Raw genomic sequence first — 24,901 nt, forward strand, 5'->3', positions numbered from 1 at the left:
GAAACAGAGACGCTCTCACGCGCTTTTCATCAACGGGTGAGCCTTTTGTTCGAGATCGAGCCTGAACTTCCTCCCCGCCCTTCTGCGCCTATATTCCAACTGGTACTGACCTGTAGTCCGCCACAACAAGACCTTGCCCTGTTGTTGGTCAAAGAAATAGACAACCCCAGCCGCGACAGCCGCTTGAACCGAGAACAACACCTCTGGTGCCAGCGCCTGACCAAGGCAATGACACCCGAAGTGCTGTTGCCAGCGACCGTTGACGACCCTCTGCATTACCTGCGCGCCTGGGTATCACCGGCCATCTGGCAGCGGTTGCGCCTGAGCTTTGCCCGCCAGCGAGTACTTGAACTGGAATCGCACCCCAGGTTGCTCAGCACCCACGGCCGCTGGGACACCCTGTGGCAAGCCGCCCTCTGGCGGGCAACGTCAAACATCCTCAACGAAACCCAGCACCTGCCCTCGTGAGAAAAACCAGTATGTTTTGCCCCAAAAAAATCGAGCTGCATACCGTTAACACACAGTTGCCGCCAGCTCTGATTCCTCGGGAAATGCTTGTCGACTTCACCCAGGCCAGCAAGTTGATCGAACACGCCCAAGCCCAGGCACTTTCGCTCATAGAACAGGCTCAAGCCCAGTGTGAGCGTGTATTGGAAGAGGCAGGCGAAAACTTCTGGCAACGCGCCAACCCCATTCTGCAACGCTGGGAGTCGGAACGTCAGGCGATGCATGAGAGCCTGGAACAGGTCGCAACCTCAGTGATCAGCACCGCCATTCGGGGCTTCCTGGATGAGACCCCGCCCCCCCAACGCATCAGGGCTCTACTCAACCAACTGCTGGCGGCTCAACTGCCTCCCGTCAACGCGACCCTGCTGTGCCATCCACAGGACCGAGAAGCCATCGAACAGTGGCTCGCTCGCCTGGTCGATGTGCCGTGGACACTTCGAGTCGATAACGCTGTCAGCGCCCAGTCATTGCTGCTTGAGACAAAAGACGGCGGCTTTCATATCAATTGGGCCGATGCTCTGGACCATCTGATACCCGCCCCCCTCAAGTGATTCACGGCGTCGATGAGCGCTGTTTTTCAACAAATTTCCTAGACCGATGGAACCTGTAACACATCAGCGGCCACACATGAGGTAGCAACCACGGAGACAACCCATGATTAGTGACGACCGCAGCCTTTCAAAGCTATACCGGGAACTGGCCCGGGACGAAAAGAACTTCGGGGACATCACAAAGGATGTTCATGAAATGCAAGACATAGAAGAGCTGAAGATGCTGTTCGCCCAGATGACCGAGCAATCACTCAACATGGCTAAGAAAGTGTCGATGGCGTCAGCCTTGCATACCCTCAAAAACGAGACTAAAAATTATGTTCTCGCAAACAGTTCCTGAGGATTGGCACTCAACCTTGATTGATTGTTTGAATGGCCATCAACCACAGGCCCGGCTGTATGAAAACGACGACGAGCTGAGCCTGCAGTGCCATGAAAATCATCTACTGCTGCGTATTCAACTGACTCGCCCTGGTCTCACAACCTATCCGTTGCAGGCCTGGCTACGTCTCGGAGGGGCCAGCCTGGCGCATTTCGCGGGTGCATTGGCCATTTGTCCCAGGACCGGCCATCTCTGGCTGGTGCAAGGCCTGCCACGGGGTTGCAGTCAGGACCAACTGTTGAACGCTCTCGAAGCACTCCTCAACCAGCGCGACACCTGGCGCAGCGTCATTGCTCGCCAGGCGAAACCTGCGCGCAAGTGCCAGGCCACCGTGTTACGTAAGCCTCTGCACTGAAATAGAGAACCTGTCATGTATAACGAAACCTACAAGCGCAGCGGCTTGCGCGTAAACCCGCCTGGAATTTCATTTCGACGTGCGGATTGGCGATGCCTGATCGCACTGGCTTGTTTGCTCGCTCCGGCGCACAACAGTTTTGCTGCCATTCCCACCGAGTGGAAAAACACCGCCTATGCCTACGAGGCCGAACACAAGCCCCTGCGGGATGTGCTGGAGGACTTCGCCCAGACCTTCGGTACCCAACTGCAAATCGACGGCCTCCTCGAAGGCAACGTCAACGGCAAGATACGCGCCAATACCCCACAATCGCTTCTCGACAGGCTCGGCGTAGAGCACCGTTTCCAGTGGTACCTGTACAACAACACGCTGTACGTCAGCACCCTGGACCAGCAGGAATCTGCACGCCTGGAGGTCTCCTCCGAGACCATCGCTGACCTCAAGCAGGCCCTCACCGATATAGGCTTGCTCGATAGCCGCTTCGGCTGGGGCGAATTGCCTGACGACGGCGTGGTGCTGGTTTCCGGTCCCAAGCGCTATATCGAACAGATCAAGCAGTTCAGCAGCCAGCGCAAGTCCCCCGATGAAAAGCAGAGCGTCCTCAGCTACCCGCTGAAGTTCGCCAATGCGGCGGACCGCCAGATTGATTATCGCGGCGAGAAACTGACCATCCCAGGCGTTGCCAGCATGCTGCGGGGGCTGCTGGAACCTCGCACAGCCTCGACGCTTTCAGGCATGAGCCCACGCCCTCCCTCTGCCTCCCAACCCTCACCCATAACCCCGGCATTTCCGCGCCTGAGTAACCCGATGCTGGGGCAAATGCTCGGTCAGACGATGAACCCGGGACCGGCGGACACCGGCATGTCGCTCACCCCTCGGGCACCGGTCTCCACCAGCAAAATCCGAGTCGAAGCCGATGTGCGCAACAACGCCATCCTGATCTACGACCTGCCGGAGCGCCAGGCGATGTACCGTGAGCTGATCAGCCAGCTCGACGTAGCCCGCAAGCTGGTGGAAATCGATGCGATCATCCTTGATATCGAGCGCACTCAACTGCGGGAATTCGGGGTCAACTGGGGCTTTCAAAACAGTCGTTTCCGTGGCGAAGTAAACATGGCTCCCGGGACTTCATCACAGTTGCGGATCAAAAACAGAGACCGTTTCTACACCGATATTCGCGCACTGGAGCAACGTGGCCTGGCGACCATGGTGTCCAATCCGTCCGTGCTCACCCTGGAAAACCAGCCGGCGGTGATCGATTTCAACCGCACCCAATACCTCACCGCCGGCACCGAGACTGCAACTATCCTGCCCATCACGGTCGGCACCAGCTTCCAGGTGGTACCGAGGGTGATCACTACCCGCGGCAATCACCAGATCCACCTGGTGGTGGATATCGAGGATGGCAACTTCAACGAGTCCAACCCCGAGCGCATCGGCCCCGATGTGCGCCGCGGCAAGGTCAGCACACAGGCGGTCATGGCCGAAAAACGCTCGTTGGTGGTCGGTGGCTTCCATGTCACCGAAAGCACCGACAAACAAAGCAAGATCCCTGTGTTGGGGGATATTCCGCTGCTGGGCAAGGCCCTGTTTTCTTCTTCCGAACGCCAGAACAACCGGCGCGAACGCCTGTTTATCCTGACGCCGCGCGTGATCGGCGATCAGGCTGATCCTTCACGTTACTTGCCACAGGAGGATCAAGCCGAACTGCAGGCCGCACTCAAGCCATTGGCCCGGCGGTATGCCGAGCATCAACCGGTGATCAAGCGCAGCGACATCACCAGCACCCTGGCTCACCTCGTCACCGGGCAAGTACCCACGGCCTTCAAGGCCGCGCCCATGCCACTGGGCCTGGACACCTTGTGCAGCACCCGCGAGCTATTGGCCCTGAACACCGAACGCAGCCAATGGTATGCAGGCCCGCAGTTCAATGTGGCCGTGGTGGTAGTACGCAATCAGTTCAACCGTAACGTGCGCATCGATGAAAAAGAGTGCAGCAACTCCCAGACCCTGGCCGTCAGCGTCTGGCCACGTGCCTGGCTCAAGCCGGGGGAAGAGGCGGAGGTATTTATCGCCATGCGGCCCGTGGTCAAAGATGAACACATCGGTGTGTCCCGCCCCTCCCTGATCACCCCCACCCGGAAGAACGCGCCATGAAACGCCTACTCACCCTCCTCGGCCTGGCCCTGCTTATCGTTGGTTGTACGCCGACGTGCAAGGGCGACTCCTGTTCACGCCCGCAATCGAGCGCCGATAAGCTGGTAGTCTGGTGGCCGCCGCAGATGCGCGTCGAATCGGGCCCTGCCGGCGAGCGCTCCGACTATCAAACGATCTCACTGGAACGGTAAGCTCCATGGGGCCGAACGATACGTCGTCTCGCCAGGTATTCCTGGATAACCTGGTGGGCGGCAAGGACGCCCACCTGCCCCTCAGCCCGGGCATAAGCGTGTCCCCATTAAAGGCCGGTGGTAAACCTGGGCTTGCGTTGCAGGTCGACCGTGGAGCGCTGAAAGCTGGACAGTTGGAACGGGTACTGGAGCGGCTTTTTGAACAGGCGGTGGCGTTTGACGGCTGCTTTGCCTATCTCGATGCCAGGGATGCCCTGGTGATCTGGCACGCGCTGCCGGCAGGTGCAGAGGAGGCAGATGACATCATCGGCAAGCTGCTTTCACTGGGCTGCCTCGATATGCTGGACGTGCACCGCTACCGTTAACGTTGCTTAAGCTCCGGAAACTCCAGCGTTTCACGCTTGGCCTCGTCGTTGAGCTCACGCAGGGTGCGGTAGAGGAACGCTACCGCCTGCAACGTCTCCCGGGGGATGTTCGCCCCAAGCTTCTTCTCGTACAGCGTGCGCGCGAGCCACACACACTGGATCACCGGCACGTCGGCCGCCTTGGCCCGGTCAATCAGTTTCCGGGCCTCGGCATCCGTGCCTTTATCCACCAGCAGCGGCAGCGGCGTTTTGCCCGGCCGGTAGTACAGCGCGACAGCAAAGTGCGTCGGGTTGACCACCAGCATGTCGGACTCTTCCAGCTTGGGCAGCTTGACCTTCGGCTCTTCCTGGGCCAGTTGATAGGCCAACTGACGCCGCTGACCCTTGACGTGGGGGTCGCCTTCCATGTCCTTGTATTCCTTCATCACCTCCACCTGAGTCATGCGCATGCTCTTGGCAAAGAAGTGCTTCTGCAGCGCCATGTCGATCAATGCCAGGACCAGCAGCAATCCCAGGCAAGCGTGCAGCAGATGGCGAAACAGGATGATCAACGCAAGGATGTAACTCTGCAGGTCGCTGGTGGCCAGGTTGATCAAGGCGCTCAATGACGGTCCGATCACCACATACAGAATCACGCCAAGGAGCAGCGCCTTGACCAACCCCATCAACAGGTTCATCAGCGACTTGGCAGAGAACATCTGCTTGACCTGGCTAAGAGGGTTGAGACGGCCGAAATTCAGCTTCAGGCTTTCCGGCGCAAACAGGAAACCGAACTGAATCCAGCCGCTGATCAACTTCACCGCGATCGCCAATCCGGCCATCAGCAAGGCGAAGGAAAAAAACACGATCAAGCCTTCCGTCAGCACTTCCTCCAGCGCCCGCACAAAGGGCTGCTCGAAGCGAGACATGGGCATCACCAGCAACTGCTGAAAGCGCTGCATGCTGGTTTCGGCGGTGAACAACGCGATTTCGCTGAGGGCCGTCAGCACCAGTAGCTTACCGACGTCCTGGCTTTGGGCGACCTGGCCTTTCTGGCGCTGATCCTTGAGTTTCTTGGGCGTGGCCGCGTGTTTTTTCTCACCTGAATCACTCATGGTGTTGAGCCCCCGAACATCAGGCCGAGGGAGTGCTTAAGGTCTACCAACTGCGCCATGTGTTCGACGATCAAGTCCTGTAGCAGCGGGAAATACAGCAGCAGGATACCCAACCCCACGAGGCTCTTGACCGGCGTGGCCAGGGTAGAAACTTGCAGTTGCGGACTGTACAGCCCCAACACGGAGAAGCCGAATTCCAGAAACAACAGCACTGCAATAAAAGGCGCGGCGTACAGCATCATGTGGGTAAAGGTATCGCCGAGCACGCCGAGGAAAACACCGAACCCATTGACTGCCGGCAGCGGCAACCAGGCGGTTGCCGGCCAGATCAGGTAACTGTCCCAGATCACCTGGGTCAGCACGCTCAGGCCCAGGACCGCGATCAGCAGGTAAATCACCAACTGTTTGAAGAGGTGGCCAATGGGGGTGGCGTCCGGACCCAGCGAAGGGTTGAGTTGGCCGCCCGCCAAAGCGCCACGCTGGTTATCCAGCAGGGCCCCCACCGACTCGAACATCCAGAACGGCATGGCCAACAGGGTCCCCAGTAAAAACCCCAGGGCAACTTCCTTGAGTACCAGGCCGATGAGCATCAACACGGAGTAATCCTGGCCACTCATGGCGGCATGTATACCGGGTGTCGGTATCAACGCCATGACCATCACGATCACGTTCCGAAGCCTGCCTTTTATGTGCTGGAAACAAAACGCCGGCACCAGAATCGCGACAGGATAAATGCGCGCCATGGCCACCACCAGGCTTGGCAAATATTCTAGATAGATCTGCACGCGTGTTCCCTCAGTTCAATGCCGAACGGGCGATCATGTCGAACATCAGGTTGATCAACTGGATCAACTCCAGGCCGATCCAGCGGCCGGTCAATACCAGCGTAATGCCCACCGCGACCAGCTTAATGCCGAAGGGCAGCGTCTGGTCCTGGATCTGCATCAGGGCCTGCACCAGGGAGGTCAGCACGCCGACGATCACCGCCACGATCAGCGGCGGCGCCGACAGCACCACCACCAGCAACATGCCCTGTTTGAACAGCACAATCGGTTCCATAGGGCACTCAGAGGTAAGAAAGGAACAGGCTGTCGAGCAATCGCGACCACCCGGAAACCATCACGAACAACAGCAGCTTGAGCGGCAGGGAAATGGTCATGGGCGAGACCATTTGCATCCCCAGGGCCAGCAGCAGGTTGGACACGATCAGGTCGATGACGATGAACGGAATGTAGATCAGGAAGCCGATCTCGAACCCCGCCTGCAACTGCGACAACACAAACGCCGGGACCAACAGGATGAAGTCTTCGCGCTGAGTGCTCTGCGCCATTTCAGGCGGCCACATGCGCGCGCTGTTTTCCAGCAGGTGGGTCAACACATCCGGGTCGGTGTTGCGCAGCATGAACGCGCGCAACGGCTGTATGGCCTCCTTGCCTGTTTCCAGAAAAGCCTGCACGCTACTCATGTCCACGGGCGAGGCCTTGACGTTCTCGGCAATCTGGTAGCCCACGGGCGCCATGATGAACAGCGTCGCGGCCAGCGCTATTCCATTGATGGCCATGCTCGGAGGCACCTGCTGCACACCGATGGCGTTACGGGTGATCATCAGCACAATCACGATCTTCAAGAACGATGTGCAGATGATCAGCAGCAGTGGCATCAGCGACAGCGAACCTAAAAACAGTGCCAGGATAAGGGGGTCGACCCCCTGAAATGTCATCGCGAAAAAATCACGCGGGACAACTGCAAACCAAGGCGCCCGTCTACTTCCACCAACTGCCCTTGCCCGATCGGCCTGTCGCCGTAATAAAGCCCGGCCATGCCCGGCGCGTACCCGGCAATGCCCAACACCGCACCGGGGGCGAGATTGCGCAGTTCGCCCAGGGTCAGGTTCAGGGTGCCACAACGCACCGTCAGGGCCATGTTCAACTCATCGAAAGGCTCGTGGCCAAAGACATCCACTACCGGTTCATCCAGCTCATCCCCCGGGTACTGCGATGTTGCAAAATCCTCGTCCACGGACGTTTCCTCGATCGAAACAAGCGTCAGGCACAACGGCCCGGATTCGTCATCAATGCACCCTTGCAGCCGGTGCTTGCCCACATACAGGTGACCATTGCCCTGCACATCGAAAAAGGGTTGCTCAAGCATCACCACGTCACCGGCACGGACACCGCTCAATTGCGTGATGGATAGCTTCAAGCGGCCCAGGGTCATCGCCACTGCCAACTGGAACGACGCCGGCAATGGCCCCGCTGTCGACTGCCACGGACCGGCCTCGCACAGTGCCAGCAAGCGCTCTGGCGTCAGCCACAGGTAACCCACGACCCTGAACTTCCCCAGCGTCACCGTGAAGCGACAACCGAAGTTCAATTTCCTGGGCGCCGGCAGCAACCGCAGGAAGCCAAACAGCCCCCGCACCTGAGGGCTCAGGTGGTGCTGGAACAGTTCCCAGAACCACGAGTCTGGATCGTTGTCGGCCTCTGCCAGCGTCACCGGGCACTCCCCCAGCAGGCTGAACAGTGGCCCTGGTTCGGCGAAAGCCAGCACCCCGCAGGCGCTCTCGAAAAACAGCGGCTTGACGCCTGCGGGGGCACGGCCCGGTTCCATCAACAGTTCTCCGTTCTGCCCCGCGACCTGAAACGCCATGCGCAACCCACGCCCCAGCCTGCGCCGCGCCGCGACATTGGCGCCGCTGACCACCGGCAAGGTTAAAAACGGCATGATCATGCCGGGTCCACATGTGCCAGGTGTACGTTGACAGGCTGGGCCAACGCGCCGGCCAGCCCGTCCTCAAGGTGCTGGCGCACCCCAGGCAGCCAGCGCGCGGTGCGCTCTTCCTGCGCCTCCAGCTCAACGTTCCAGGTACCTTGCTCACGGCGCACGCTGGCGTTGATCCGCCCCAGGCTCGGCAGGTAAAGCACAGCGTGCAAAGGCCACTGAACAGCGGCGTGTATCCGCGGTACCAACTGCTCGGTCATGGCCGCGATCATCGCGGCATGACTTGATGCAGGGGTTCCCGGTAGGGCGGAACCGAAACCGCCCCCTTCATCATCGTTGCCAAGCAGCTGGGCAAATAACCGTCCGTGCTCCCATGGCACTATCGCCCCCGGGCCGGGTTCACGTTCATCCCGAGGCTCACGCAGACGCGGGCGCTCAGGGCTGCTCACTGGAACTTGCGTCATGTTTCTTCCTGCACGGCTTCTTCCTGCCCCAACAAAAGGGACAGTTCCTGGAGTTTTTCAACCTCGCGCAGGCACTGGGTAACCTGCTTCTGCGCGCTGTCGATGTGGATCAACTGCTCATCGCGCTGGCCGTGCAGCTCATGTAACTGCCCTTCTTCGCGGCGAGTGTCGGCGGACAACGTGCGCTCCTGGGCATTCCAGGACTTGATGTCCTGGAGCGAGATCACGTGCCCTTGATGCTTGCCCAGCAACTCGGCGGTTTTCCGGGCTTCGTCCAGCCTGGTCTGTTCAAGGGCATCCGCCGCCTGCCGGATCTGCAACAGCAGCGCTTGCTGTTGCCTTTTGGCGGCACGCAGCGCGCGCTCCGCCCGGTCAGCCCGATGCTTGCGCAAATGCCGCAAGGTATCGATTTCAGAAAGGGACATCGGTGGTCAACTCCATCAATTGGTCCAGCGTCATCGCCATCGCTGCCGGCTCACGCAGGTCCTGGCGCAGAAAGCCATCGACGGCCTGGCGGCTGTCCACCGCCAGGTCAGTCAGGGCATCACTGCCGGGTTGGTATTCGCCCAACTTGAGCATCAGTTCGATCTGCTGGTACGCCGACAACAAGCGGCGCAAGGCGGTGCCCGCCTTTATATGCTCGGGCGTGGCGACGTTGCTCAAGATCCGCGAAAGGCTGCCCAGCACATCCACCGCCGGGTAGTGACCACGTTCGGCCAGCTTGCGTGACAACACGATGTGGCCGTCGAGCAGGGAACGCACTTCATCCGCAACCGGGTCGTTCATCGAGTCCTGCTCGATCAGCACGGTGTAGATGGCGGTAATCACTCCGTCACGGGTCAGCCCGGCCCGCTCCACCAGGCGCGGCATCAGGCTGTATACCGACGGTGGCAAGCCGCCGCGGCCCAGCGGCTCGCCCGCGGCCAGGCCGATTTCACGCTGGGCCCGGGCAAATCGGGTCAGGGAGTCAATCAGCAGCAGCACCCGCTTGCCCTTGCGCCGGAACCCTTCGGCCAGCGCTGTCGCAGTGAAGGCCGCGCGGGCGCGTTCCATGCTCGAGCGGTCGGAGGTTGCACACACCAGCACCGCCTTGGCGCGCAACTGATCATCCAGCTCATGGTCGAGAAATTCCCGCAACTCGCGGCCGCGCTCGCCAATCAACCCGAACACGATCACATCACACTCGACGTTTCGGGCGATCTCGGCCAACAAGGTGGTCTTGCCGCACCCCGCGCCGGCGAACAGGCCGACGCGCTGGCCTTCTCCCAGCGTGATCAACCCATCGATCGAGCGTACGCCGGTGGACAACGCCCGGCTGATTCTCGGGCGTTCGGTAGGCAACGGCGCCTCGCACAACACCGTGCTCGCCTCTGCGATGTCGGCCTCCACAAAGGCGCTTGGGCCATCGCCCGCAATCGGCCGGCCAAACCCATCGAGCACCTGGCCGAGCAAATCGTCGCCGACCCGTACCCGGTGTGGCACCCCCAGGCGTTGCACACTGGCGCCCACGCGCACGCCTTCAAGATTGCCCAACGCACTGAGCACGGCATCCTGCTGATCGAAACCGATGATTTCGGCCAGCATATATTCGCCGATGGACTTTTCGACCTGGCACAAATCACCGATGCGCGCCTGGGGCAGCCGGCACTGCAACAACATGCCGTTCACCCGCTGGATACGACCGCGCACCGACACCGGCGCGAAGCTGTCCAGCGCACTCGACTGGCGTTGCTCCCAGGCCTCAAGACGGGCTTGCAGGTCCTGGCTCACCAGCGCACCTCGAAGCGTTGCTTACCGTCGAACACCACTTTGGTGTTATCGATCAACACCAGTCGCAAGCCATCCACTTCATCCCCCACAAACAGTCGGTTCCCCTGTTCCAGAACCACGTGACCGTTGGGGCCGCCGACAATCTGCAAAATCTTGAAAGGGAACGTTCCGTCGCGAGTCCTGACCCGGCTCATCACCGGCACCGCGGTATCGAACTGTTCGCCAAACCGGCTGAGCATGCGTGATACCAACTCCATGTCTTCCTGGAGTACATCGCCGTCGAGCAGCACCTGGTCATTGACCAACTGGATGCTTATACGGTTGATCAATTCGCGCTCGCTGAGCATCCTGAGCAACTGCTGGCGCACCTCGAAAGGTGAGGCCAGTTCGTTCTTGCGGATCGCCGGTGGCATCAACGACGCCTGGGCTTCGCGATCACCACTCGTGGTCATGCCCAGCGCGGTGATGATGACCGCAACGACGACGACCAGGCTGATCAAGCGTTTCTGCTGCGTGCTCGAAATTGAAGAAAGCTTCAGCGGCACGGGGGTCTCGGCCGCAGGCTTGGGCGCCTGCTCGGCAGTCACTGTCGGCTGGGGCCAGGGCTGGTCGGCGCGGGCGACGCAGAGCCGAACGTTGCCAATCGAAAATGTCGTGTTGAGTGCCAGGTCGGCAATCTGCGTCAGGATCTGGCCGGCGGCGTCCTGCATCACCCCTCCCTCGGCCTGCACCGACCAGCGCTGGTCAACACACTGTAACCGCACATGGCGCTCGGCAATGCCCGGGGCGTATAGCGCCAGGTCAGCGTCAGGGTGCGCACCAATGCTCCACTGCTCGCCGAACAACGGCAGCGCCGCCCCCTGGTGCAAACCATCGAGTACTCGTAGCTCAAACATTGTCAGGCCCTCATGGCCGCACGGACCAACCGGGCCCACGCAGCACCGTCCGTTTCAAGGCAATGCGCAATCGCCAAAACAGTACTCATGCCACGGCCCCACGCAGCAGATCGTCCTGACTCAGGTCAAACCGCCCCAGCACCTTGACCTTCGACGAACTGCCCAACTCGGCAAACGACAACACCGGCACATGGTTGAACTCTTCCACAAGCAATGTCCGCAGGGGGCTGCGCAAGTCTTGCGCAACCAGCAGCACACTTTTGCTCTTGGCCCGCACGGCAAAGGCTTGCTTGAGCAAGCTCACCAGCGCTGCACTGCTGTCGTTGTCGAGGGAAAAGAACACCCCGGTCTGGGTCTGGCGCAGCGCCTCGCGCAGGACATTCTCGGTATGGGGTGACAACAACCAGGCGTGCAAGCCATCAGCTTCGCTGTACTGGTGCAGAATCTGCGACTTGAGGGCGATCCGCGCATAGTCAGCCAGGGCATCTGGTTCACGCTCATGCTGGCCGTACTCGATCAACGACTCGACAATCAGCCGCACCGCCCGCAGCGGAACACCCTCGCTGGCCAGGCGCTGCAACACGGCAGAGAAGCGCGAAAGCGGCATGATCCGTTGCAGCTCCTGAACCAGCTCCGGCTGGCTGCACTCAAGCCAGCTGAGAATCGACTTGCACTCCTGGATACCGAGAAACTGCGGCCCGCTGAACAGCATCGCCCGTATCATGCGTTCGATGATCAAGTCATGGGCGGTATGGCGTTCAAGCTGTGCATCGTCGAGCAACGGATCATCGGGCGCCAACCATACCCAGTCTTGCTCGTCTCGCTCCACCAGCCCCTGGGTACCTTCTTGTGGCTCGACGCCCAGCGCCGCCGATTCAACCGCTACCCGATCACCGAAGGTAGCTTTGATCACAGGGACTTCGTGCACGCAAAAGCGAAACTCATCGTCGGATAAGGAAGGAATAAACTCGACGTCGAATGCCGGCAGTGTCAGGCCGATATGGGCAACCATGCGGTTTCGGGCCTGGCGAATGCCATGAATCACTTGCGCTGTGCGGTCAGCGCCCTGCAGGCCCGGTGAAAACTGCAGCAAGTAAGGCCGGGATGGATCAAAGGCGCGCAGGTCTTCGTCACCGTTCATCTCCGCCGGGACGTCGTCAGCCGCCGTATCTGCAGGCGCGTCCTGCTTTTGACGCTGATGCATAAGGTAATAACCCAGCGAGCCCGTCATCAGCGAAATGAGGATAAAGACCACCGTCGGCATGCCCGGAAGCGCTGCAAAAGCCAGCATGCCGATCGAAGCAATGACCCAGCTCTTGGGCTCACTGGTCATTTGCCGGGCGATTTCAGCGCCCATGTTATTGGCCCCTTTATTCGCCCCGGCCGGTGCTACACGGGTAATGATCATGCCGGCCGTCAGGGAGATCAGCAGCGCTGGAATCTGCGCAATCAGGCCATCGCCAATCGTCAGTACCGAATACAGCGCCATGGAGTCGGCGGCGCTCATGCCATGCTGGAACATGCCGGTGCTGAACCCGCCCAGCAAGTTGATCACCACGATAATCAGCCCGGCCACGGCATCGCCCTTGACGAACTTCATGGCCCCGTCCATCGCCCCGAACAGCTGGCTCTCACGGGACAACTGCTCGCGTTTGTCGCGCGCCTGTCCACCATCGATCAGGCCGGCACGCAAGTCGCTGTCGATGGACATTTGCTTGCCGGGCATGGCATCCAGGCTGAAGCGCGCCGCCACTTCGGCGACACGCTCCGAACCCTTGGTGATCACCAGAAAGTTGACGATGGTCAGGATCATGAAGATCACCAACCCCACCGCCAGGTTGCCCCCCACCACGAAGTTGCCGAAGGCCTCCACAATGTCACCGGCGTCCTGCTCCAGCAGGATCAGGCGCGTTGTCGCGATCGACAACGCCAGGCGGAACATCGTGGTCAACAGCAGAATCGACGGAAACGAGGAAAACGCAAGCGGCCCGGGCAGGTACAGCGCCAGCACGATCAACAGGCACGAAATGCAAATGTTGACGGCAATCAGGATATCCACCAGCCACGTCGGCAACGGCACGATAAAGATGAACACAATGCCCAGGATCACGACCGCACCCAGCACCTCGGCGCGTTGTGCAACCTTGAGCAGTATCGCGTTGACTGCCCGCAGCGCACTCATGAGTGGTTTATCGGCAGCGCGCCGACATGCCGGGAGCCTCGTTCGATGCGAGCGTACTCATCCATTACCACCATGAAATTGTGCAACGCTTCCTGGCGGCCCTTGCTGTCGCGCCACAACGCCAGGGGCAAGCTCTCGAGCACCGGGTAAAGGGCATTGAGCGAAACAATCTGGACGGATGATGCCGGCCCACCCAGCTCGCCGGCCAGGCGCTGGACTTCGGCAGACGCGATACCCGTGCCCGCGTAACCGAGAATGCGCTGCAGCAGCGCTACGGTGTCCCGATCAATTCCGGGATGCAATACGGCCAGCCGATCGATCAAGTCACGGCAGCTGGCCAGCACACTGCCCAGTTGACCACAACTGTTCAACCCCAACAGCAAGGTGCGCAGCTGGGCGGTGGGGAGCGAAGGGCAATACGCCGCAATGTCGTCTGCCAGGGCTCGACGCATCAATTTCAACCCGCGGCCAAACTCATCGCCACCGAACAACCCCAACAGCGCCTGCATCATGCTGGCGAGCGATTGCCGGGCGACCACGCTGGCGTAATACACAGTGCGTACCGCCTGCCGCAAACTCGGGTCGTCACTGCTTGCCTGCAAGGCCTGCGCGATGTTCAAGCCGGCCTGGATCTGCGGCTTGAAGCGCACCTCCAGCCGCGCCAGGGCATCGCTGGCCAGCGCCGCCTCGGAGGTACGCGCTTCAGCTTGTGCCTGCGCAGCCACCTGTTTGAGCACGACAAATGTACGGGCCGGGTCGTTTCCTGTCAGCTCCAGCAATTTCTCGAGGCTGGGCTTGAGCAACAGTTGAACCCTGATGGTGCGCGCAATGGTCGCCAGTGTTGCCTGAGCGGGATGGCCCAGTTGCTCATAGAGTTGTGTCAACTGCGCCACAGGCGTCACGCCCGGCGCCAACATACGCCGGCCCAAGGCCTTGCTGTTGAGTTCAACCTCCTGGCCGAACAGCGCCTCGAAATTGTCGACCGCCGTCCCGGCGGGTGCCTGGCGAACTGGCGGGTTATCAGTACTCGCTGGAACAGGCTGATCCAGGCTCTGGTTTTTTTTTACATCAATAGAAGGATCAAGTTTCATGGAGATGCCTGGACAGGAAGTTTCGTTTCCTTGTGTGGCTGGCAATCCCGTTACGGTTCCATGTTTATCGACGATACCGGGCATGTGAAAAGATCGGCACGCGCCCGCAGCCACCTGTGCAAATCCTTGCACAAAAAAGCCTCGAAACAAGATATTTATTTATATAAATCAATTGCTTATGAATTTTTTCTCCTTGGCACAGGCAGTGCTTAGAGGGTTCCCGTCGAAATCATTTCGACCGTGTCTACCCTGAGGAAAAAATCATGGATATCCCTATCGATGTTTTAGTTCACCTTACACCTGACCCGCACCGCTCCATCCAGAACCTGTCGGAAGACCACCACAAGAAACTCCGGCGCTTCATTCATAAACGCGTACTCAACCCGGAAGATGCAGACGATATTCTGCAACTGACGTACCTGGAGGCCTGGCGCAGCCGAGACCGCTTCAGCGGCCAGGCCACCGTCAGCACGTGGATGTGCGGGATTGCCCAGAACCTGATCCGCAATCACTTTCGGCGCATGTATGCCAAGCCGGTGCATTGCGAGTTCGATGAGGCGCTGTGGCATGGGCAGGAAGACAACAACAACCTGGACTGGCAGTTCGAGGTCAACCGCAAGCTCGAAAGAACCCTGCGGGCGATCACGGATTTGCCGCTGGAAATGCGTAAAACGCTGTACACCTCACTGGAGACCGACGGCAGCTACCAGGACACCGCCGACGCCATGGACATCCCCATTGGCACCGTGCGCTCGCGTTTGTCCCGGGCACGCGAACACCTGAAGCGAGCCACCTACAACCCGCTGTAGGCGTAAATCAGGGCATCGGCGCTATACTGACACCCTTTGCAGGAGCAATTGATTTACCCGTTTGACGCAAGCGTTGGGCAGCAGGGATATCTGCCCGACTCGAATGGCTTGAAATCAGGCCTTTTTGGTACGCGGCAACAGAATCGCCAACACCCCGAACAGCGGCAGGAACGAGCACAGCGTGTACACGTACTCGATGCCGTGGATGTCTGCCAGGTGCCCCAGCAGCGCCGCACCAATCCCGCCAAAACCGAACATCAGACCGAAGAACACCCCGGCGATCATCCCCACATTGCCCGGCACCAACTCTTGCGCGTACACCACAATCGCCGAGAACGCCGAAGCCAGGATAAAGCCGATCACCACGCTCAGGATGCTGGTCCAGAACAGGTCCACATGGGGCAGAATCAGGGTGAACGGCGCCACGCCGAGGATCGAAAACCAGATCACTGCCTTACGGCCGATCTTGTCGCCAATCGGCCCGCCAAAGAACGTGCCCGCCGCCACCGCGCCGAGGAACAGGAACAGATGCAGCTGGGAACTGGCCACCGACAGGTCGAACTTCTCGATCAGGTAGAAGGTGAAGTAACTGGTGAAACTGGCCATGTAGAAGTACTTGGAAAACACCAGCAGCCCCAGCACCACCAGCGCGCTCAGCACCCGGCCCTTGGACAGGCCGTGAGTGGCCGCCTGGCCTTGTTTGAGCTTGAACAGGTTCAAGTGGTGCGCGTACCAGCGGCTGATCGCATACAGCACAAACAACGCAAACACCGCGAACAGGCCGAACCAGGCCACATTGCCCTGGCCGAACGGAATGATGATCGCCGCCGCCAGCAACGGGCCGAAGGCCGAGCCGGCATTACCGCCCACCTGGAACGTCGACTGCGCCAAACCATAACGCCCGCCCGAGGCCAGGCGCGCCACGCGGGACGCTTCCGGGTGGAAGGTCGACGAGCCGATGCCGATCAACCCCGCCGCCAGCAGGATCAACGGGAAGCTGCCCACCTGGGACATCATCAAGATGCCTACCAGCGTGCAGATCATTCCACAGGGCAACAGGTACGGCTTGGGATGGCGGTCGGTGTAATAACCCACCCACGGTTGCAGCAGGGACGCGGTGAGCTGGAACGTGAGGGTGATCAGGCCGACCTGGGTGAACGTCAGGCCGTAATTGGCCTTGAGCATCGGGTAGATCGAGGGCAGTACCGACTGGATCAAGTCATTGATCAAATGCGCCAGCGCCACCGCGCCGATTACACGCATCACCAACGGGCTGGTTTGCCCGGCGGCAGGCGCCGTAGCCACGGAGGGCTGGGAATTGCTCAGAGCCATGGGAGGTTTTCCGTACAGCAGATGGATGCACAGGTGCAGGTGCGACAATGTGCCACTTTTGGGTGCAGGAAGGCTATCCCGTTAGCAGGCTAACGAGTAGATGAATCGATGCAGCGGTCATGGTTTGTAAAGGGCCAGCAAGATGAATCCCTTTAATTTGCGGGACGTTTCCTAGAGAATCTTTCGGCCTTGTGCCTGGGGGAGTCGGTGGCTAGTCTTCGGTCCGTCGCTGGTTTTCAGTGATCGGGTTTAGTCGCCCGGACTTATATCAGGCGCATGCTTTCATGAGGTTTCATGGTGGCTGTGCGCAGGGCACCTTCGGGTGCGCCGGGTTTTCCTGATTAGCCGGTCGACTAACCTGCGTACAGCCGCCACCCTTCGTTTAGTCGCGAACGGTACGGCTTCAAGTTAATCAGGAGCTATGCCATGTTTAAAATTGTCCCCGATCCACCCCGTGACCAAGCCAAAGACCGCGCCGCCTTCAACCGAGCGCTCGACCACTACCTACCCACTGACCCGCCGCAACCCTCGACAAACTTCTACGCCATCAGCGACGAAATCAGCTTCGAAGACTCCCTGCTCTACACCGCCGACCTGCTGCACAGCGCCTCGGCCACCGCGCTCGACTGTGGCGAACAACTGCAAAGCCCCGAGCGTGCCAAAGTGCTTGCCGTGTGGCACCTGCTGGAAATGGCCAAAGCCATGGTCGACCGCTCGATAGAGTGCCTGCACCCGCGCAAAACCTGACGCACGAACGCCAGAACACCGCAGATCAACTGTGGGAGCGGGCTTGCTCGCGAAGGCGGTGGACCAGCCAATACCTCTGCTGACTGACACACCGCATTCGCGAGCAAGCCCGCTCCCACCTTTTGATCTTCGCCGCCTTGGGACCTGCGCAAACCCCAACCGCTCGTCACCAAACCCGGTGTTTCCCGTTAAACAGTTGATAGCGTAGATAAATTTTCAAAAAAAGCGCTTGACGCATTCCCGTTCTCCGCGAATAATGCGCGCCACTTGGCTACATAGCTCAGTTGGTTAGAGCATAGCATTCATAATGCTGGGGTCCGGGGTTCAAGTCCCTGTGTAGCCACCAAGTACTAAAAACGGCTTACCGAAAGGTAGGCCGTTTTTTTATGCCTGAAGAAAAGTCCAGGGCCCTACTGCCCTGGAGACGTCAGTGTTTATGCCGATGGTGCACATCGGGAAAATGCGCATGACTATGCTGGATCGGTGCGTGCTCATGGGCATGACTATGTGGCTCGGTACCGTCCCACGCAAAGTTATGCACATGCTGGTGGTGCTCATCGTGTGTATGGCGATGACCGTGTGTGAGGGGATCGTGCTGATGCTCGTGCGCATGATGTTCCATCAAGTGAATCCACACCCCGATGGCCATCAAGGCGGCCGCGAGCAAGAACATCAGCGAAACCGACTCGCCCAGGATCAGGATCGAGATGACCGCGCCAAGAAAGGGAGCCGTGGAAAAGTAGGCTCCGGTGCGCGCGCTGCCAAGCCCGCGCAGAGCGAGCACAAACAGCACCAGACTCACGCCATACCCCAGCAGCCCAACCACCATGGTTGACCCGAGCGTGGCCACCGCTGGCAGTTGCGACCCGATGGCCAACGCCAAACAGCAATTGACCACACCCGCCGCCAAGCCTTTGCTGCCGGCGATAAACAGCGCATCCGAGGCAGAGACCTTACGGGTCAGGTTGTTGTCGATGGCCCAACAAAAACAGGCGAAAGCCACGGCCAACGGCCCCGTCCAATCATGAGCCGTCGCTGTCCCGTGCGGCCATGACAAAACGATCCCGCCCAGAACAATAGCGATCATGCCGATCACGATGCGGCGATCTGCGTTCTCTTTGAACACGACCCACGCCAGCACGGCCGTGAGCACCGACTCAAGATTGAGCATCAGCGATGCGGTGGCGCCCGCTGTGCGGGTGAGCCCGTACATGAGCGCCACAGGCGCAAGCACGCCCCCAAAGACAATGGCGCCCACCAACCAGGGCCACTCTCCGGCTGCAAGCCCGGGCCGTTTCCAGCCGTGGTCGCGAGCAAACCGAACGATGGCCAGGCCCAGGCCGCTGCCCAGATAGAGCAGCCCGGCCAACAGGATGGGCGGCGTATCCACCCCCAGGAGCTTGGCAAGCGGAGTGCTGGCGCCGAACAACGCCGCCGCCGCCAACGCGTAGAGAACGCTCACATTCATAATGGGCCGCCCTGTCAGGCTTATTGCATAAGGACGAGCATCATAGCTGTGCCCGGGTAAGAATTATGTGAATGCCAGCCTGGCTGGATTCTGTACGACTGAAACGGCAGGATAGCCCGGCTGGCAAACCACAAGAAGGTGACGCATGACATTCCCCGCTACCGGCATCAGCACTGACCGCCTCTTACTGCTGGGCGCCCACCCTTCCCACGCTCGCGCCCTGCAAATGTACCTGCTGCAAAATCGCGCCTTTCTGCAGCCTTGGGAGCCTTCGCGTGACGACGCCTTTTTTGAACTGGACGCCATCATCGAACGCCTCCACGCCATGGCCGACAAAACCGCCAGCGGCGAAGCGTTGCACCTGCTGATATTCAGCCAGGACCAAATCATCGGCGCCTGCAACTTCAGCAACATCGTGCGCGGTGCGTTTCAGGCCTGCCACTTGGGTTATGCGCTGGCTGAATCCGCCCAAGGCCAAGGCTTGATGCACGAAGCGCTGACGGCGGCGATTGCCCATGTGTTCGACGCCATGCAGCTGCACCGAATCATGGCCAACTACCGCCCAGAGAATGAGCGCAGTGCGCGCCTGCTGGCACGGCTGGGGTTTGAAAAAGAGGGCGAGGCGCGGGCGTATCTGAGGATCAACGGGGTCTGGGCGGACCATGTGTTAACGGCACTGATCAATCCGGCAAGCGACCGTCTATTGCAGCCCGAAGTTTTAAACCACTAGAATGGGATTAATTCTCACTTACGACTCTCTCTCATGAAGCTGTCTTCGCCCACCGACGCTCCTACGCTCGATGCGCTGTACCGCGGCTACCACGGCTGGTTGTTGACCTGGTTGCGGCGTCGCGTGCATTGCTCCCATCAGGCGGCCGACGTGGCGCAAGACACTTTCGTACGCTTGCTGGCATCGGGTACTTACGTGGCGCCGGGTGAGCCACGGGCTTATCTGGCCACCATCGCGCGCCGGTTGCTGATGGACAATGGCCGCCGTCGACGCCTGGAACAGGCTTACCGCGAAGAGCTCGAGCGCTGCGCCGCGTACCTTGAGCAAGCCCCGTCGCCGGAGCAGATCCTGCAAGCCGCGCAAATGCTTGAGGCGATCGACCGGGCCTTGGCACGCATGCACAAGCGGATCCGCGACACCTTCATCCTGCGTTACCTCGAAGGCCTGGACCAGGCGCAAATCGCCCAGCGCCTGGGTGTCTCGGTGCGCACAGTACAGAACGATCTGGTGGAAGCCTTGCTGGCGTGCGATGCGTGCGCCCAGCCATGAACCAGCCTCTGCCCCACGCTGTGCTGCGCCAGGCCGCCGAATGGCTGGTGCGGCTGGATCACGAAGGCAATGCCGCCAACGAACAGGCGTTTCGCGCCTGGCTGGCCGCCGACCCGCAGCACCCGCAAGCCATTGCCCGCCTTCAGGGCCACTTGCTGCCTCTCAAACAAGCCCCGGCCCGTGCCGCATTGCGCCGGGCCCGGCAGCCTCGCCAAGGGGCAACGCTGGTCAAGTGTCTCGCCCTGGCCCTGCTGCTCGCGGGGGTGCCGGCGTACCAGTACGAGCAACGTGGCTATCTGTTCGCCGACCTGAGCACCGACCGTGGCCAATGGCGCCAGACGCTGCTGGCCGACGGCAGTGACCTGCAACTGGAAGGTAGCTCTGCGGTGAACCTGCACCTGGACGCCAGCCAGCGCCGCGTGCAACTGCTGCATGGTGAGATTCTGGTAACAGTGGCCAAGGACACCCAGCGCCCGTTTTATGTCGACACCCCGCAGGGCAGCATTCGCGCCCTGGGCACGCGTTTTATCGTCGAACTCAGCGACACCGCCACCGTGGTCAAGATGCTCGAATCCTCGACCCGCATCGACAGTGCCGGGCATACGATTACCCTCGGCCCCGGCGAGCAGGTGCGCCTGGATGCAAGCGGGCCCGGTACGCCGAAAAGCGTTGATGTGCAAGCGCAGCAGCAAGCCTGGACGGCCCACCAGTTGCTGGCCAACGACGAGCCGCTGGCGGATGTACTTGAGCGCCTGGCGCGGCATCGCCCGGGTGTGCTGATGTTCGATCGCCAGGCGCTGCAAGGCATTCGGGTGACGGTGATGCTGCCGACGGACGACAGCGACCGCGCATTGCGCCTGCTCACACGCACCCTGCCGATTGAAGTCAGCACCTACACCCCGTGGCTCACACGTGTGCGCCTGAAATCCCCCGCCGGATAATTCTTACGCACCGTTGCGTGTTTTCGGTTTTGCCGCGTCCTTTCCTTGGCCAACATCCAAAGGAGCACCGATAACATGTCTTCAACCCCCACACGCGGCGGCCTGTTGCTGGCCAGTCGACTGTTGCTTGGCTGCCTGCCCCTGGCGGTGCCGGGCCTGGCCTACGCGCAGCAGCAGGTACAGGCGTTCGACATCGCCCCCGGAAAACTCGGTGACGTGCTGACGCGTTACGCCCAGGCCGCCGGCGTGCCGATCTCGTTCCTATCGCAACAAGTGGCCGGGTTGGACAGCCCCGGCGTGCGCGGCAGCTACAACGTGGAGGACGGGTTCGCGCAGGTGCTGGCCGGCACCGGCTTCGCAGCACGCGGCAATGCCGATGGCTACCAGCTGGAAAGCCTGCCGGTGGCCGGCGGCGCGCTGTCGCTGGGTGCCACAGAGATCACCGCGAATCAGTTGGGCACCATCACTGAGGGCAGCGGTTCCTACACCCCGGGCACCATCGCCACCGCCACGCGCATGGTGCTGACCCCACGGGAAACCCCGCAGTCGATCACCGTGATCACGCGCCAGCATATGGATGACTTCGCGCTCACTTCGATCGACGACGTGATGCGCCATACACCGGGCATCACCGTGTCGACCTTCGACAGCGAGCGTAACAATTACTACGCCCGCGGCTTCTCGGTGGAAAACTTCCAGTACGACGGCATCCCGACCCTGCGCAACTCCGCCTACTCGTCCAGCCAGACCCTCAGCGACATGGCGATCTATGACCGCGTGGAAATCCTCAAGGGTGCCACCGGACTGCTGACCGGCGCCGGCGCCCCTGGCGCGACGATCAACCTGATCCGCAAAAAGCCCACGCGGGACTTCAAGGCCAGCGTCGAACTCGGCGCCGGCAGCTGGGACAACTATCGTTCCCAGATCGACGTGAGTGGCCCGCTGACCGACAGCGGCAACGTGCGCGGGCGTGCGGTGGCGGCGTACCAGGACAAGCACTCGTTCATGGACCACTACCAGCGCAGCACCAATGTGTATTTCGGCACGCTGGAAGCCGACCTGACCGACGACACCCTGCTCACCGTCGGTTTCGATTACCTGGACAGCGACCCGCAAGGCTCGGGCTGGTCCGGCAGCCGTGCGCTGTTCGATCGCAACGGCAACCGCATCGATGTAAAACGCTCCTACAACAACGGCGCCAAGTGGAGCCGCTGGGAGCAGTACTCCCGCAGCGTGTTCTCCACCCTGGAACACAACTTCGACAATGGCTGGGTGATCAAGGGCCAATACACCCACCAACTCATGGGCTACGACGCGCCCCTGGGCTCGATCATGAGTGGCCCGTTCCCCGCCACCGGACTGTCGTCCCTGTACGCGAACAAGTTCACCGGCAACACCCGCGCCGACTCGGGCGATGTCTACGCCAGCGGTCCGTTCAGCCTGCTGGGCCGTACCCATGAATTGGTGATTGGCGCGTCGGCCTCGAACTCCCACTGGACCGGAAAGGACTACGGCGCCCCCACTTATGTGGGCAACAACGAGATCGATTTCTGGAACTTCGATGGCAACGCTCCGGAGCCGAACTGGGGTGAACCGACACGGATCATCGATGCCACGACCCGCCAATCCGCAGGCTATATGGCCGCACGTTTCAACCTCATGGATGACCTGAACCTGTTCCTCGGCAGCCGCGTGGCCAACTACAAATTGCGTGGCGAAGACGACTCCACCGAGACCGGCAAGCTGGTGCCCTACGCCGGGGTCACCTACGACCTGAACGACAACTTCACCGCGTATGCCAGCTACACCGACATCTTCATGCCGACGACCTACAGCCGCGACCGCAACAACAAATTGCTGGAACCGGATGAAGGCAAGAACTACGAGACCGGCCTCAAGGGTGAGTTCTTCGAGGGCCGGCTCAACACCAGCATGGCCTACTTCGAAGTGCACGAAACCAACCGTGCGGAGCCGGACGCCGAATACAACGCCGCGCCGACCAACCCATCCCTCGGGTATGCCGAGAAAGGCATCAAGGCCAAAACCAAGGGTTTCGAGGCCGAGATGTCCGGCGAGCTGGCGCCGGGCTGGCAGGCCCAGGCCGGCTACACCCACAAGATCCTGCGGGATGAGCATGGCGACAAGGCTTCGACCTGGGAGCCGGAGGACCAGCTCAGTTTCTTCACCTCGTACAAACTCAAGGGTCCGCTGGACCGCCTGACCGTCGGCGGCGGCGCGCGCTGGCAGAGCAGAAGCTGGCAAGTGGTGTACAACCGGCCCAAGGCGCAAAACGAAGAGTTCTCGCAGGAAGCGTATTGGGTGGTGGACGCGATGGCCAAGTATCAGGTCAGCGAACATCTTTCCGCGACGCTGAACGTCAACAACCTGTTCGACAAGCAGTACTACACCAACATCGGCTTCTATAACACGGCCTATTACGGCACCCCGCGCAACGTGATGCTCACCACGCGCTGGGACTTCTAACCGGCCAGGCGCCAGCGCCCCGTGACGTGGGGCGCTGTTGCGTCAAACAGCGTGCCGCACAAAACACTGCTCCACCACAGACTTGCCCCACTGCTGCCCCTCCTGTTCCGACTCCAGCACAAAGCCCGCGCTTTCATAAAGCTTGCGCGCCACATCCAGGCCCTTGAACGTCCACAGCCGCACCGCCGGAAACCGGTGCCCGTCACAGAAATCCAGCGCCTCTTGCAACAACCGTTTACCCAAGCCCTGGCCGTGGGCAGACGGGTCAAGGATGAAGCAGCGCAGGGTCGCCTCGCCGTTTTCGCCCTCGCCATCAATCGCGATCGAACCGACGATCTGCTCTGCGTCCAGCACTGCCCAGACTTGGTTGCGCGGGTTGGCCAGGCGCCCCATCAACTCGGCCATGTCCGCCGCCACCAGGCTTTCAAACGGCTGGCCAAAATTCGCATGCTGGGCGTAGTACTCGGCGTGCATCTGCGCGATACGCCCGATGATGCCTGGCCGGTAGCCATGGGCAATGCGGTAGTGCCTTGGCTGCCGGGCGCCAGTACGTTGGGTTTGCAGGGCTGCGGCGTATTGATCGAGCCCACGGCTGACGGCCTGTTGCCGTTCGCTGGACAAGTCGCCAATCGCCTCGCCCACCTGGCGCCGGGCAAACGTTTCGATGTCGCGTAACGTCTTCTGGCCTCGTGTGGTGAGGCGCAGCTTTTTCGAACGGGCATCGTCCTCGTTGGCAAACTCTTCCAGCTCGCCCGCCTCGACCAGCTTGCGCACCATGCGGCTCACCGACGACTTTTCCAGCCCCAGCAACATGACCAGTTCAGCCGCTGTCAGCGCGCCATGCTCGCCGATTTCAACAATCGTGTGCACCGATGACGGTGGGTAACTGCTGGCCGCCAACTTCGGCTGCATGAAGCCCAGCTCTCGCACCATAAGACGCGAGGCACAGCGGATCTGATCGATAAGGTCTGGCTTGGAACGGTTCACGGGGGGAAACCTCTTGCCCGAATGACGAGGGACATAGTTGTACCGCACAACCAAATACAGATCAATCTCCCAACCTGCAAACCACTGAGGTACATTCCCTCCCCACGGACAACAGATCATTCTCAAAT

The 24,901-nt window shown here is 60.6% G+C and carries 27 protein-coding genes and 1 tRNA gene; 14 read left to right on the forward strand and 14 right to left on the reverse strand.

Features of this window, described 5'->3' with window-relative positions; translation table 11 throughout:
- The first annotated feature begins 141 nt into the window (after positions 1-141).
- The 7 genes from HX811_RS11500 to HX811_RS11530 all read left to right on the forward strand — a co-directional run bounded on the left by HX811_RS11500 (position 142) and on the right by HX811_RS11530 (position 4,508).
- On the forward strand, positions 142-468 hold the full coding sequence (locus HX811_RS11500; RefSeq protein WP_256344419.1) for a type III secretion protein: 327 nt from the start codon (positions 142-144) through the stop codon (positions 466-468).
- A gap of 11 nt (positions 469-479) precedes the next feature.
- Positions 480-1,058: a type III secretion system stator protein SctL gene (sctL, locus tag HX811_RS11505; RefSeq protein WP_177046009.1), complete on the forward strand. Its 579-nt coding sequence runs from the start codon at positions 480-482 to the stop codon at positions 1,056-1,058.
- A 103-nt stretch (positions 1,059-1,161) separates the two neighbouring features.
- Positions 1,162-1,398, forward strand: a complete 237-nt coding sequence (locus tag HX811_RS11510) for a hypothetical protein (protein ID WP_177045962.1) — start codon at positions 1,162-1,164, stop codon at positions 1,396-1,398.
- The gene (locus HX811_RS11515) at positions 1,376-1,795 is read left to right on the forward strand and encodes a type III secretion protein (RefSeq protein ID WP_256344420.1); all 420 of its coding nucleotides are present in this window, start codon (positions 1,376-1,378) and stop codon (positions 1,793-1,795) included. The genes HX811_RS11510 and HX811_RS11515 overlap by 23 nt, the downstream gene beginning before the upstream one ends.
- Before the next feature lie 15 nt (positions 1,796-1,810).
- Positions 1,811-3,952, forward strand: a complete 2,142-nt coding sequence (gene sctC / locus HX811_RS11520; protein WP_177045964.1) for a type III secretion system outer membrane ring subunit SctC — start codon at positions 1,811-1,813, stop codon at positions 3,950-3,952.
- Positions 3,949-4,143, forward strand: coding sequence for an HrpT family type III secretion system protein (gene hrpT, locus HX811_RS11525; RefSeq protein WP_177045966.1), 195 nt, complete (start codon positions 3,949-3,951; stop codon positions 4,141-4,143). The genes sctC and hrpT overlap by 4 nt, the downstream gene beginning before the upstream one ends.
- A 5-nt stretch (positions 4,144-4,148) precedes the next feature.
- On the forward strand, positions 4,149-4,508 hold the full coding sequence (locus tag HX811_RS11530) for a transcriptional regulator (protein ID WP_177045968.1): 360 nt from the start codon (positions 4,149-4,151) through the stop codon (positions 4,506-4,508).
- Here the strand turns inward: HX811_RS11530 and sctU are convergent.
- From sctU to sctW, 11 genes are all read right to left on the reverse strand, one after another.
- Positions 4,505-5,602, reverse strand: a complete 1,098-nt coding sequence (gene sctU, locus HX811_RS11535) for a type III secretion system export apparatus subunit SctU (protein ID WP_177045970.1) — start codon at positions 5,600-5,602, stop codon at positions 4,505-4,507. The genes HX811_RS11530 and sctU overlap by 4 nt on opposite strands.
- Complete coding sequence (sctT, locus tag HX811_RS11540; RefSeq protein ID WP_177045972.1) at positions 5,599-6,387, reverse strand: type III secretion system export apparatus subunit SctT; 789 nt, start codon at positions 6,385-6,387, stop codon at positions 5,599-5,601. The genes sctU and sctT overlap by 4 nt, the downstream gene beginning before the upstream one ends.
- A 10-nt stretch (positions 6,388-6,397) precedes the next feature.
- Positions 6,398-6,661 (reverse strand): type III secretion system export apparatus subunit SctS, encoded by a 264-nt coding sequence (gene sctS, locus HX811_RS11545; RefSeq protein ID WP_010177045.1) that lies wholly within the window; start codon positions 6,659-6,661, stop codon positions 6,398-6,400.
- Positions 6,662-6,668: 7 nt separating this feature from the next.
- A complete protein-coding gene (sctR, locus tag HX811_RS11550; RefSeq protein ID WP_177045974.1) occupies positions 6,669-7,322 on the reverse strand; it encodes a type III secretion system export apparatus subunit SctR in 654 nt (217 codons plus the stop codon).
- Complete coding sequence (locus HX811_RS11555) at positions 7,319-8,332, reverse strand: FliM/FliN family flagellar motor switch protein (protein WP_177045976.1); 1,014 nt, start codon at positions 8,330-8,332, stop codon at positions 7,319-7,321. The genes sctR and HX811_RS11555 overlap by 4 nt, the downstream gene beginning before the upstream one ends.
- A complete protein-coding gene (locus HX811_RS31990; RefSeq protein ID WP_256344421.1) occupies positions 8,329-8,787 on the reverse strand; it encodes a type III secretion system HrpP C-terminal domain-containing protein in 459 nt (152 codons plus the stop codon). The genes HX811_RS11555 and HX811_RS31990 overlap by 4 nt, the downstream gene beginning before the upstream one ends.
- Positions 8,784-9,212 carry a YscO family type III secretion system apparatus protein gene (locus HX811_RS11565; protein WP_177045978.1) on the reverse strand — a complete coding sequence of 143 codons (429 nt, stop codon included), beginning with the start codon at positions 9,210-9,212 and terminating at the stop codon, positions 8,784-8,786. The genes HX811_RS31990 and HX811_RS11565 overlap by 4 nt, the downstream gene beginning before the upstream one ends.
- Complete coding sequence (locus tag HX811_RS11570; protein ID WP_177045980.1) at positions 9,199-10,557, reverse strand: FliI/YscN family ATPase; 1,359 nt, start codon at positions 10,555-10,557, stop codon at positions 9,199-9,201. Before HX811_RS11570 ends, HX811_RS11565 begins: the two co-directional genes overlap by 14 nt.
- On the reverse strand, positions 10,554-11,453 hold the full coding sequence (locus tag HX811_RS11575; RefSeq protein WP_177045982.1) for an FHA domain-containing protein: 900 nt from the start codon (positions 11,451-11,453) through the stop codon (positions 10,554-10,556). The genes HX811_RS11570 and HX811_RS11575 overlap by 4 nt, the downstream gene beginning before the upstream one ends.
- Before the next feature lie 85 nt (positions 11,454-11,538).
- Entirely contained in the window at positions 11,539-13,635 is a 2,097-nt protein-coding gene (gene sctV / locus HX811_RS11580; protein WP_177045984.1) for a type III secretion system export apparatus subunit SctV, read from the reverse strand.
- Positions 13,632-14,726 carry a type III secretion system gatekeeper subunit SctW gene (gene sctW / locus HX811_RS11585; protein WP_177045985.1) on the reverse strand — a complete coding sequence of 365 codons (1,095 nt, stop codon included), beginning with the start codon at positions 14,724-14,726 and terminating at the stop codon, positions 13,632-13,634. Before sctW ends, sctV begins: the two co-directional genes overlap by 4 nt.
- 263 nt (positions 14,727-14,989) lie before the next feature.
- On the opposite strand from sctW, the gene HX811_RS11590 reads away from it, so the two are divergent.
- A complete protein-coding gene (locus tag HX811_RS11590) occupies positions 14,990-15,535 on the forward strand; it encodes an RNA polymerase sigma factor (protein WP_177045987.1) in 546 nt (181 codons plus the stop codon).
- Between the two features lie 114 nt (positions 15,536-15,649).
- On the opposite strand, the gene HX811_RS11595 is transcribed toward HX811_RS11590, so the two are convergent.
- Positions 15,650-16,867 (reverse strand): MFS transporter, encoded by a 1,218-nt coding sequence (locus HX811_RS11595; RefSeq protein ID WP_063033153.1) that lies wholly within the window; start codon positions 16,865-16,867, stop codon positions 15,650-15,652.
- A 426-nt stretch (positions 16,868-17,293) separates the two neighbouring features.
- On the opposite strand from HX811_RS11595, the gene HX811_RS11600 reads away from it, so the two are divergent.
- Both HX811_RS11600 and HX811_RS11605 read left to right on the forward strand, forming a co-directional pair.
- Positions 17,294-17,614 carry a DUF6124 family protein gene (locus tag HX811_RS11600; RefSeq protein ID WP_063033154.1) on the forward strand — a complete coding sequence of 107 codons (321 nt, stop codon included), beginning with the start codon at positions 17,294-17,296 and terminating at the stop codon, positions 17,612-17,614.
- 269 nt (positions 17,615-17,883) lie between these two features.
- Positions 17,884-17,960 (forward strand) — tRNA-Met (locus tag HX811_RS11605).
- 81 nt (positions 17,961-18,041) lie between these two features.
- Here HX811_RS11605 and HX811_RS11610 read toward each other — a convergent pair.
- Positions 18,042-19,082: a DMT family transporter gene (locus HX811_RS11610; RefSeq protein WP_177045990.1), complete on the reverse strand. Its 1,041-nt coding sequence runs from the start codon at positions 19,080-19,082 to the stop codon at positions 18,042-18,044.
- Between the two features lie 145 nt (positions 19,083-19,227).
- Between HX811_RS11610 and rimJ the strand changes: the two genes are divergently transcribed.
- From rimJ to HX811_RS11630, 4 genes are all read left to right on the forward strand, one after another.
- A complete protein-coding gene (gene rimJ, locus HX811_RS11615; protein WP_177045991.1) occupies positions 19,228-19,812 on the forward strand; it encodes a ribosomal protein S5-alanine N-acetyltransferase in 585 nt (194 codons plus the stop codon).
- A 33-nt stretch (positions 19,813-19,845) separates the two neighbouring features.
- On the forward strand, positions 19,846-20,361 hold the full coding sequence (locus HX811_RS11620; protein WP_003217834.1) for a sigma-70 family RNA polymerase sigma factor: 516 nt from the start codon (positions 19,846-19,848) through the stop codon (positions 20,359-20,361).
- The gene (locus HX811_RS11625) at positions 20,358-21,302 is read left to right on the forward strand and encodes a FecR domain-containing protein (RefSeq protein WP_102368112.1); all 945 of its coding nucleotides are present in this window, start codon (positions 20,358-20,360) and stop codon (positions 21,300-21,302) included. The genes HX811_RS11620 and HX811_RS11625 overlap by 4 nt, the downstream gene beginning before the upstream one ends.
- Before the next feature lie 75 nt (positions 21,303-21,377).
- A complete protein-coding gene (locus HX811_RS11630) occupies positions 21,378-23,786 on the forward strand; it encodes a TonB-dependent siderophore receptor (RefSeq protein WP_087693778.1) in 2,409 nt (802 codons plus the stop codon).
- Positions 23,787-23,828: 42 nt separating this feature from the next.
- On the opposite strand, the gene HX811_RS11635 is transcribed toward HX811_RS11630, so the two are convergent.
- Positions 23,829-24,719 carry a bifunctional helix-turn-helix transcriptional regulator/GNAT family N-acetyltransferase gene (locus HX811_RS11635; RefSeq protein ID WP_218172297.1) on the reverse strand — a complete coding sequence of 297 codons (891 nt, stop codon included), beginning with the start codon at positions 24,717-24,719 and terminating at the stop codon, positions 23,829-23,831.
- Positions 24,720-24,901 lie beyond the last annotated feature (182 nt).

Source organism: Pseudomonas sp. F8002 (genome assembly GCF_013385495.1).
GTDB lineage: Bacteria > Pseudomonadota > Gammaproteobacteria > Pseudomonadales > Pseudomonadaceae > Aquipseudomonas.

What these genes read in the sequence shown, in the direction of transcription:
- sctL (WP_177046009.1), top strand. Translation starts at nt 480, where the DNA reads ATGTTTTGCCCCAAAAAAATCGAGCTGCATACCGTTAACACACAGTTG.
- HX811_RS11510 (WP_177045962.1), top strand. Translation starts at nt 1,162, where the DNA reads ATGATTAGTGACGACCGCAGCCTTTCAAAGCTATACCGGGAACTGGCC.
- HX811_RS11515 (WP_256344420.1), top strand. Translation starts at nt 1,376, where the DNA reads ATGTTCTCGCAAACAGTTCCTGAGGATTGGCACTCAACCTTGATTGAT.
- sctC (WP_177045964.1), top strand. Translation starts at nt 1,811, where the DNA reads ATGTATAACGAAACCTACAAGCGCAGCGGCTTGCGCGTAAACCCGCCT.
- hrpT (WP_177045966.1), top strand. Translation starts at nt 3,949, where the DNA reads ATGAAACGCCTACTCACCCTCCTCGGCCTGGCCCTGCTTATCGTTGGT.
- HX811_RS11530 (WP_177045968.1), top strand. Translation starts at nt 4,149, where the DNA reads ATGGGGCCGAACGATACGTCGTCTCGCCAGGTATTCCTGGATAACCTG.
- sctU (WP_177045970.1), bottom strand. Translation starts at nt 5,602, where the DNA reads ATGAGTGATTCAGGTGAGAAAAAACACGCGGCCACGCCCAAGAAACTC.
- sctS (WP_010177045.1), bottom strand. Translation starts at nt 6,661, where the DNA reads ATGGAACCGATTGTGCTGTTCAAACAGGGCATGTTGCTGGTGGTGGTG.
- sctR (WP_177045974.1), bottom strand. Translation starts at nt 7,322, where the DNA reads ATGACATTTCAGGGGGTCGACCCCCTTATCCTGGCACTGTTTTTAGGT.
- HX811_RS11555 (WP_177045976.1), bottom strand. Translation starts at nt 8,332, where the DNA reads ATGATCATGCCGTTTTTAACCTTGCCGGTGGTCAGCGGCGCCAATGTC.
- HX811_RS31990 (WP_256344421.1), bottom strand. Translation starts at nt 8,787, where the DNA reads ATGACGCAAGTTCCAGTGAGCAGCCCTGAGCGCCCGCGTCTGCGTGAG.
- HX811_RS11565 (WP_177045978.1), bottom strand. Translation starts at nt 9,212, where the DNA reads ATGTCCCTTTCTGAAATCGATACCTTGCGGCATTTGCGCAAGCATCGG.
- HX811_RS11575 (WP_177045982.1), bottom strand. Translation starts at nt 11,453, where the DNA reads ATGTTTGAGCTACGAGTACTCGATGGTTTGCACCAGGGGGCGGCGCTG.
- sctV (WP_177045984.1), bottom strand. Translation starts at nt 13,635, where the DNA reads ATGAGTGCGCTGCGGGCAGTCAACGCGATACTGCTCAAGGTTGCACAA.
- sctW (WP_177045985.1), bottom strand. Translation starts at nt 14,726, where the DNA reads ATGAAACTTGATCCTTCTATTGATGTAAAAAAAAACCAGAGCCTGGAT.
- HX811_RS11590 (WP_177045987.1), top strand. Translation starts at nt 14,990, where the DNA reads ATGGATATCCCTATCGATGTTTTAGTTCACCTTACACCTGACCCGCAC.
- HX811_RS11595 (WP_063033153.1), bottom strand. Translation starts at nt 16,867, where the DNA reads ATGGCTCTGAGCAATTCCCAGCCCTCCGTGGCTACGGCGCCTGCCGCC.
- HX811_RS11600 (WP_063033154.1), top strand. Translation starts at nt 17,294, where the DNA reads ATGTTTAAAATTGTCCCCGATCCACCCCGTGACCAAGCCAAAGACCGC.
- HX811_RS11610 (WP_177045990.1), bottom strand. Translation starts at nt 19,082, where the DNA reads ATGAATGTGAGCGTTCTCTACGCGTTGGCGGCGGCGGCGTTGTTCGGC.
- rimJ (WP_177045991.1), top strand. Translation starts at nt 19,228, where the DNA reads ATGACATTCCCCGCTACCGGCATCAGCACTGACCGCCTCTTACTGCTG.
- HX811_RS11620 (WP_003217834.1), top strand. Translation starts at nt 19,846, where the DNA reads ATGAAGCTGTCTTCGCCCACCGACGCTCCTACGCTCGATGCGCTGTAC.
- HX811_RS11625 (WP_102368112.1), top strand. Translation starts at nt 20,358, where the DNA reads ATGAACCAGCCTCTGCCCCACGCTGTGCTGCGCCAGGCCGCCGAATGG.
- HX811_RS11630 (WP_087693778.1), top strand. Translation starts at nt 21,378, where the DNA reads ATGTCTTCAACCCCCACACGCGGCGGCCTGTTGCTGGCCAGTCGACTG.
- HX811_RS11635 (WP_218172297.1), bottom strand. Translation starts at nt 24,719, where the DNA reads ATGGTGCGAGAGCTGGGCTTCATGCAGCCGAAGTTGGCGGCCAGCAGT.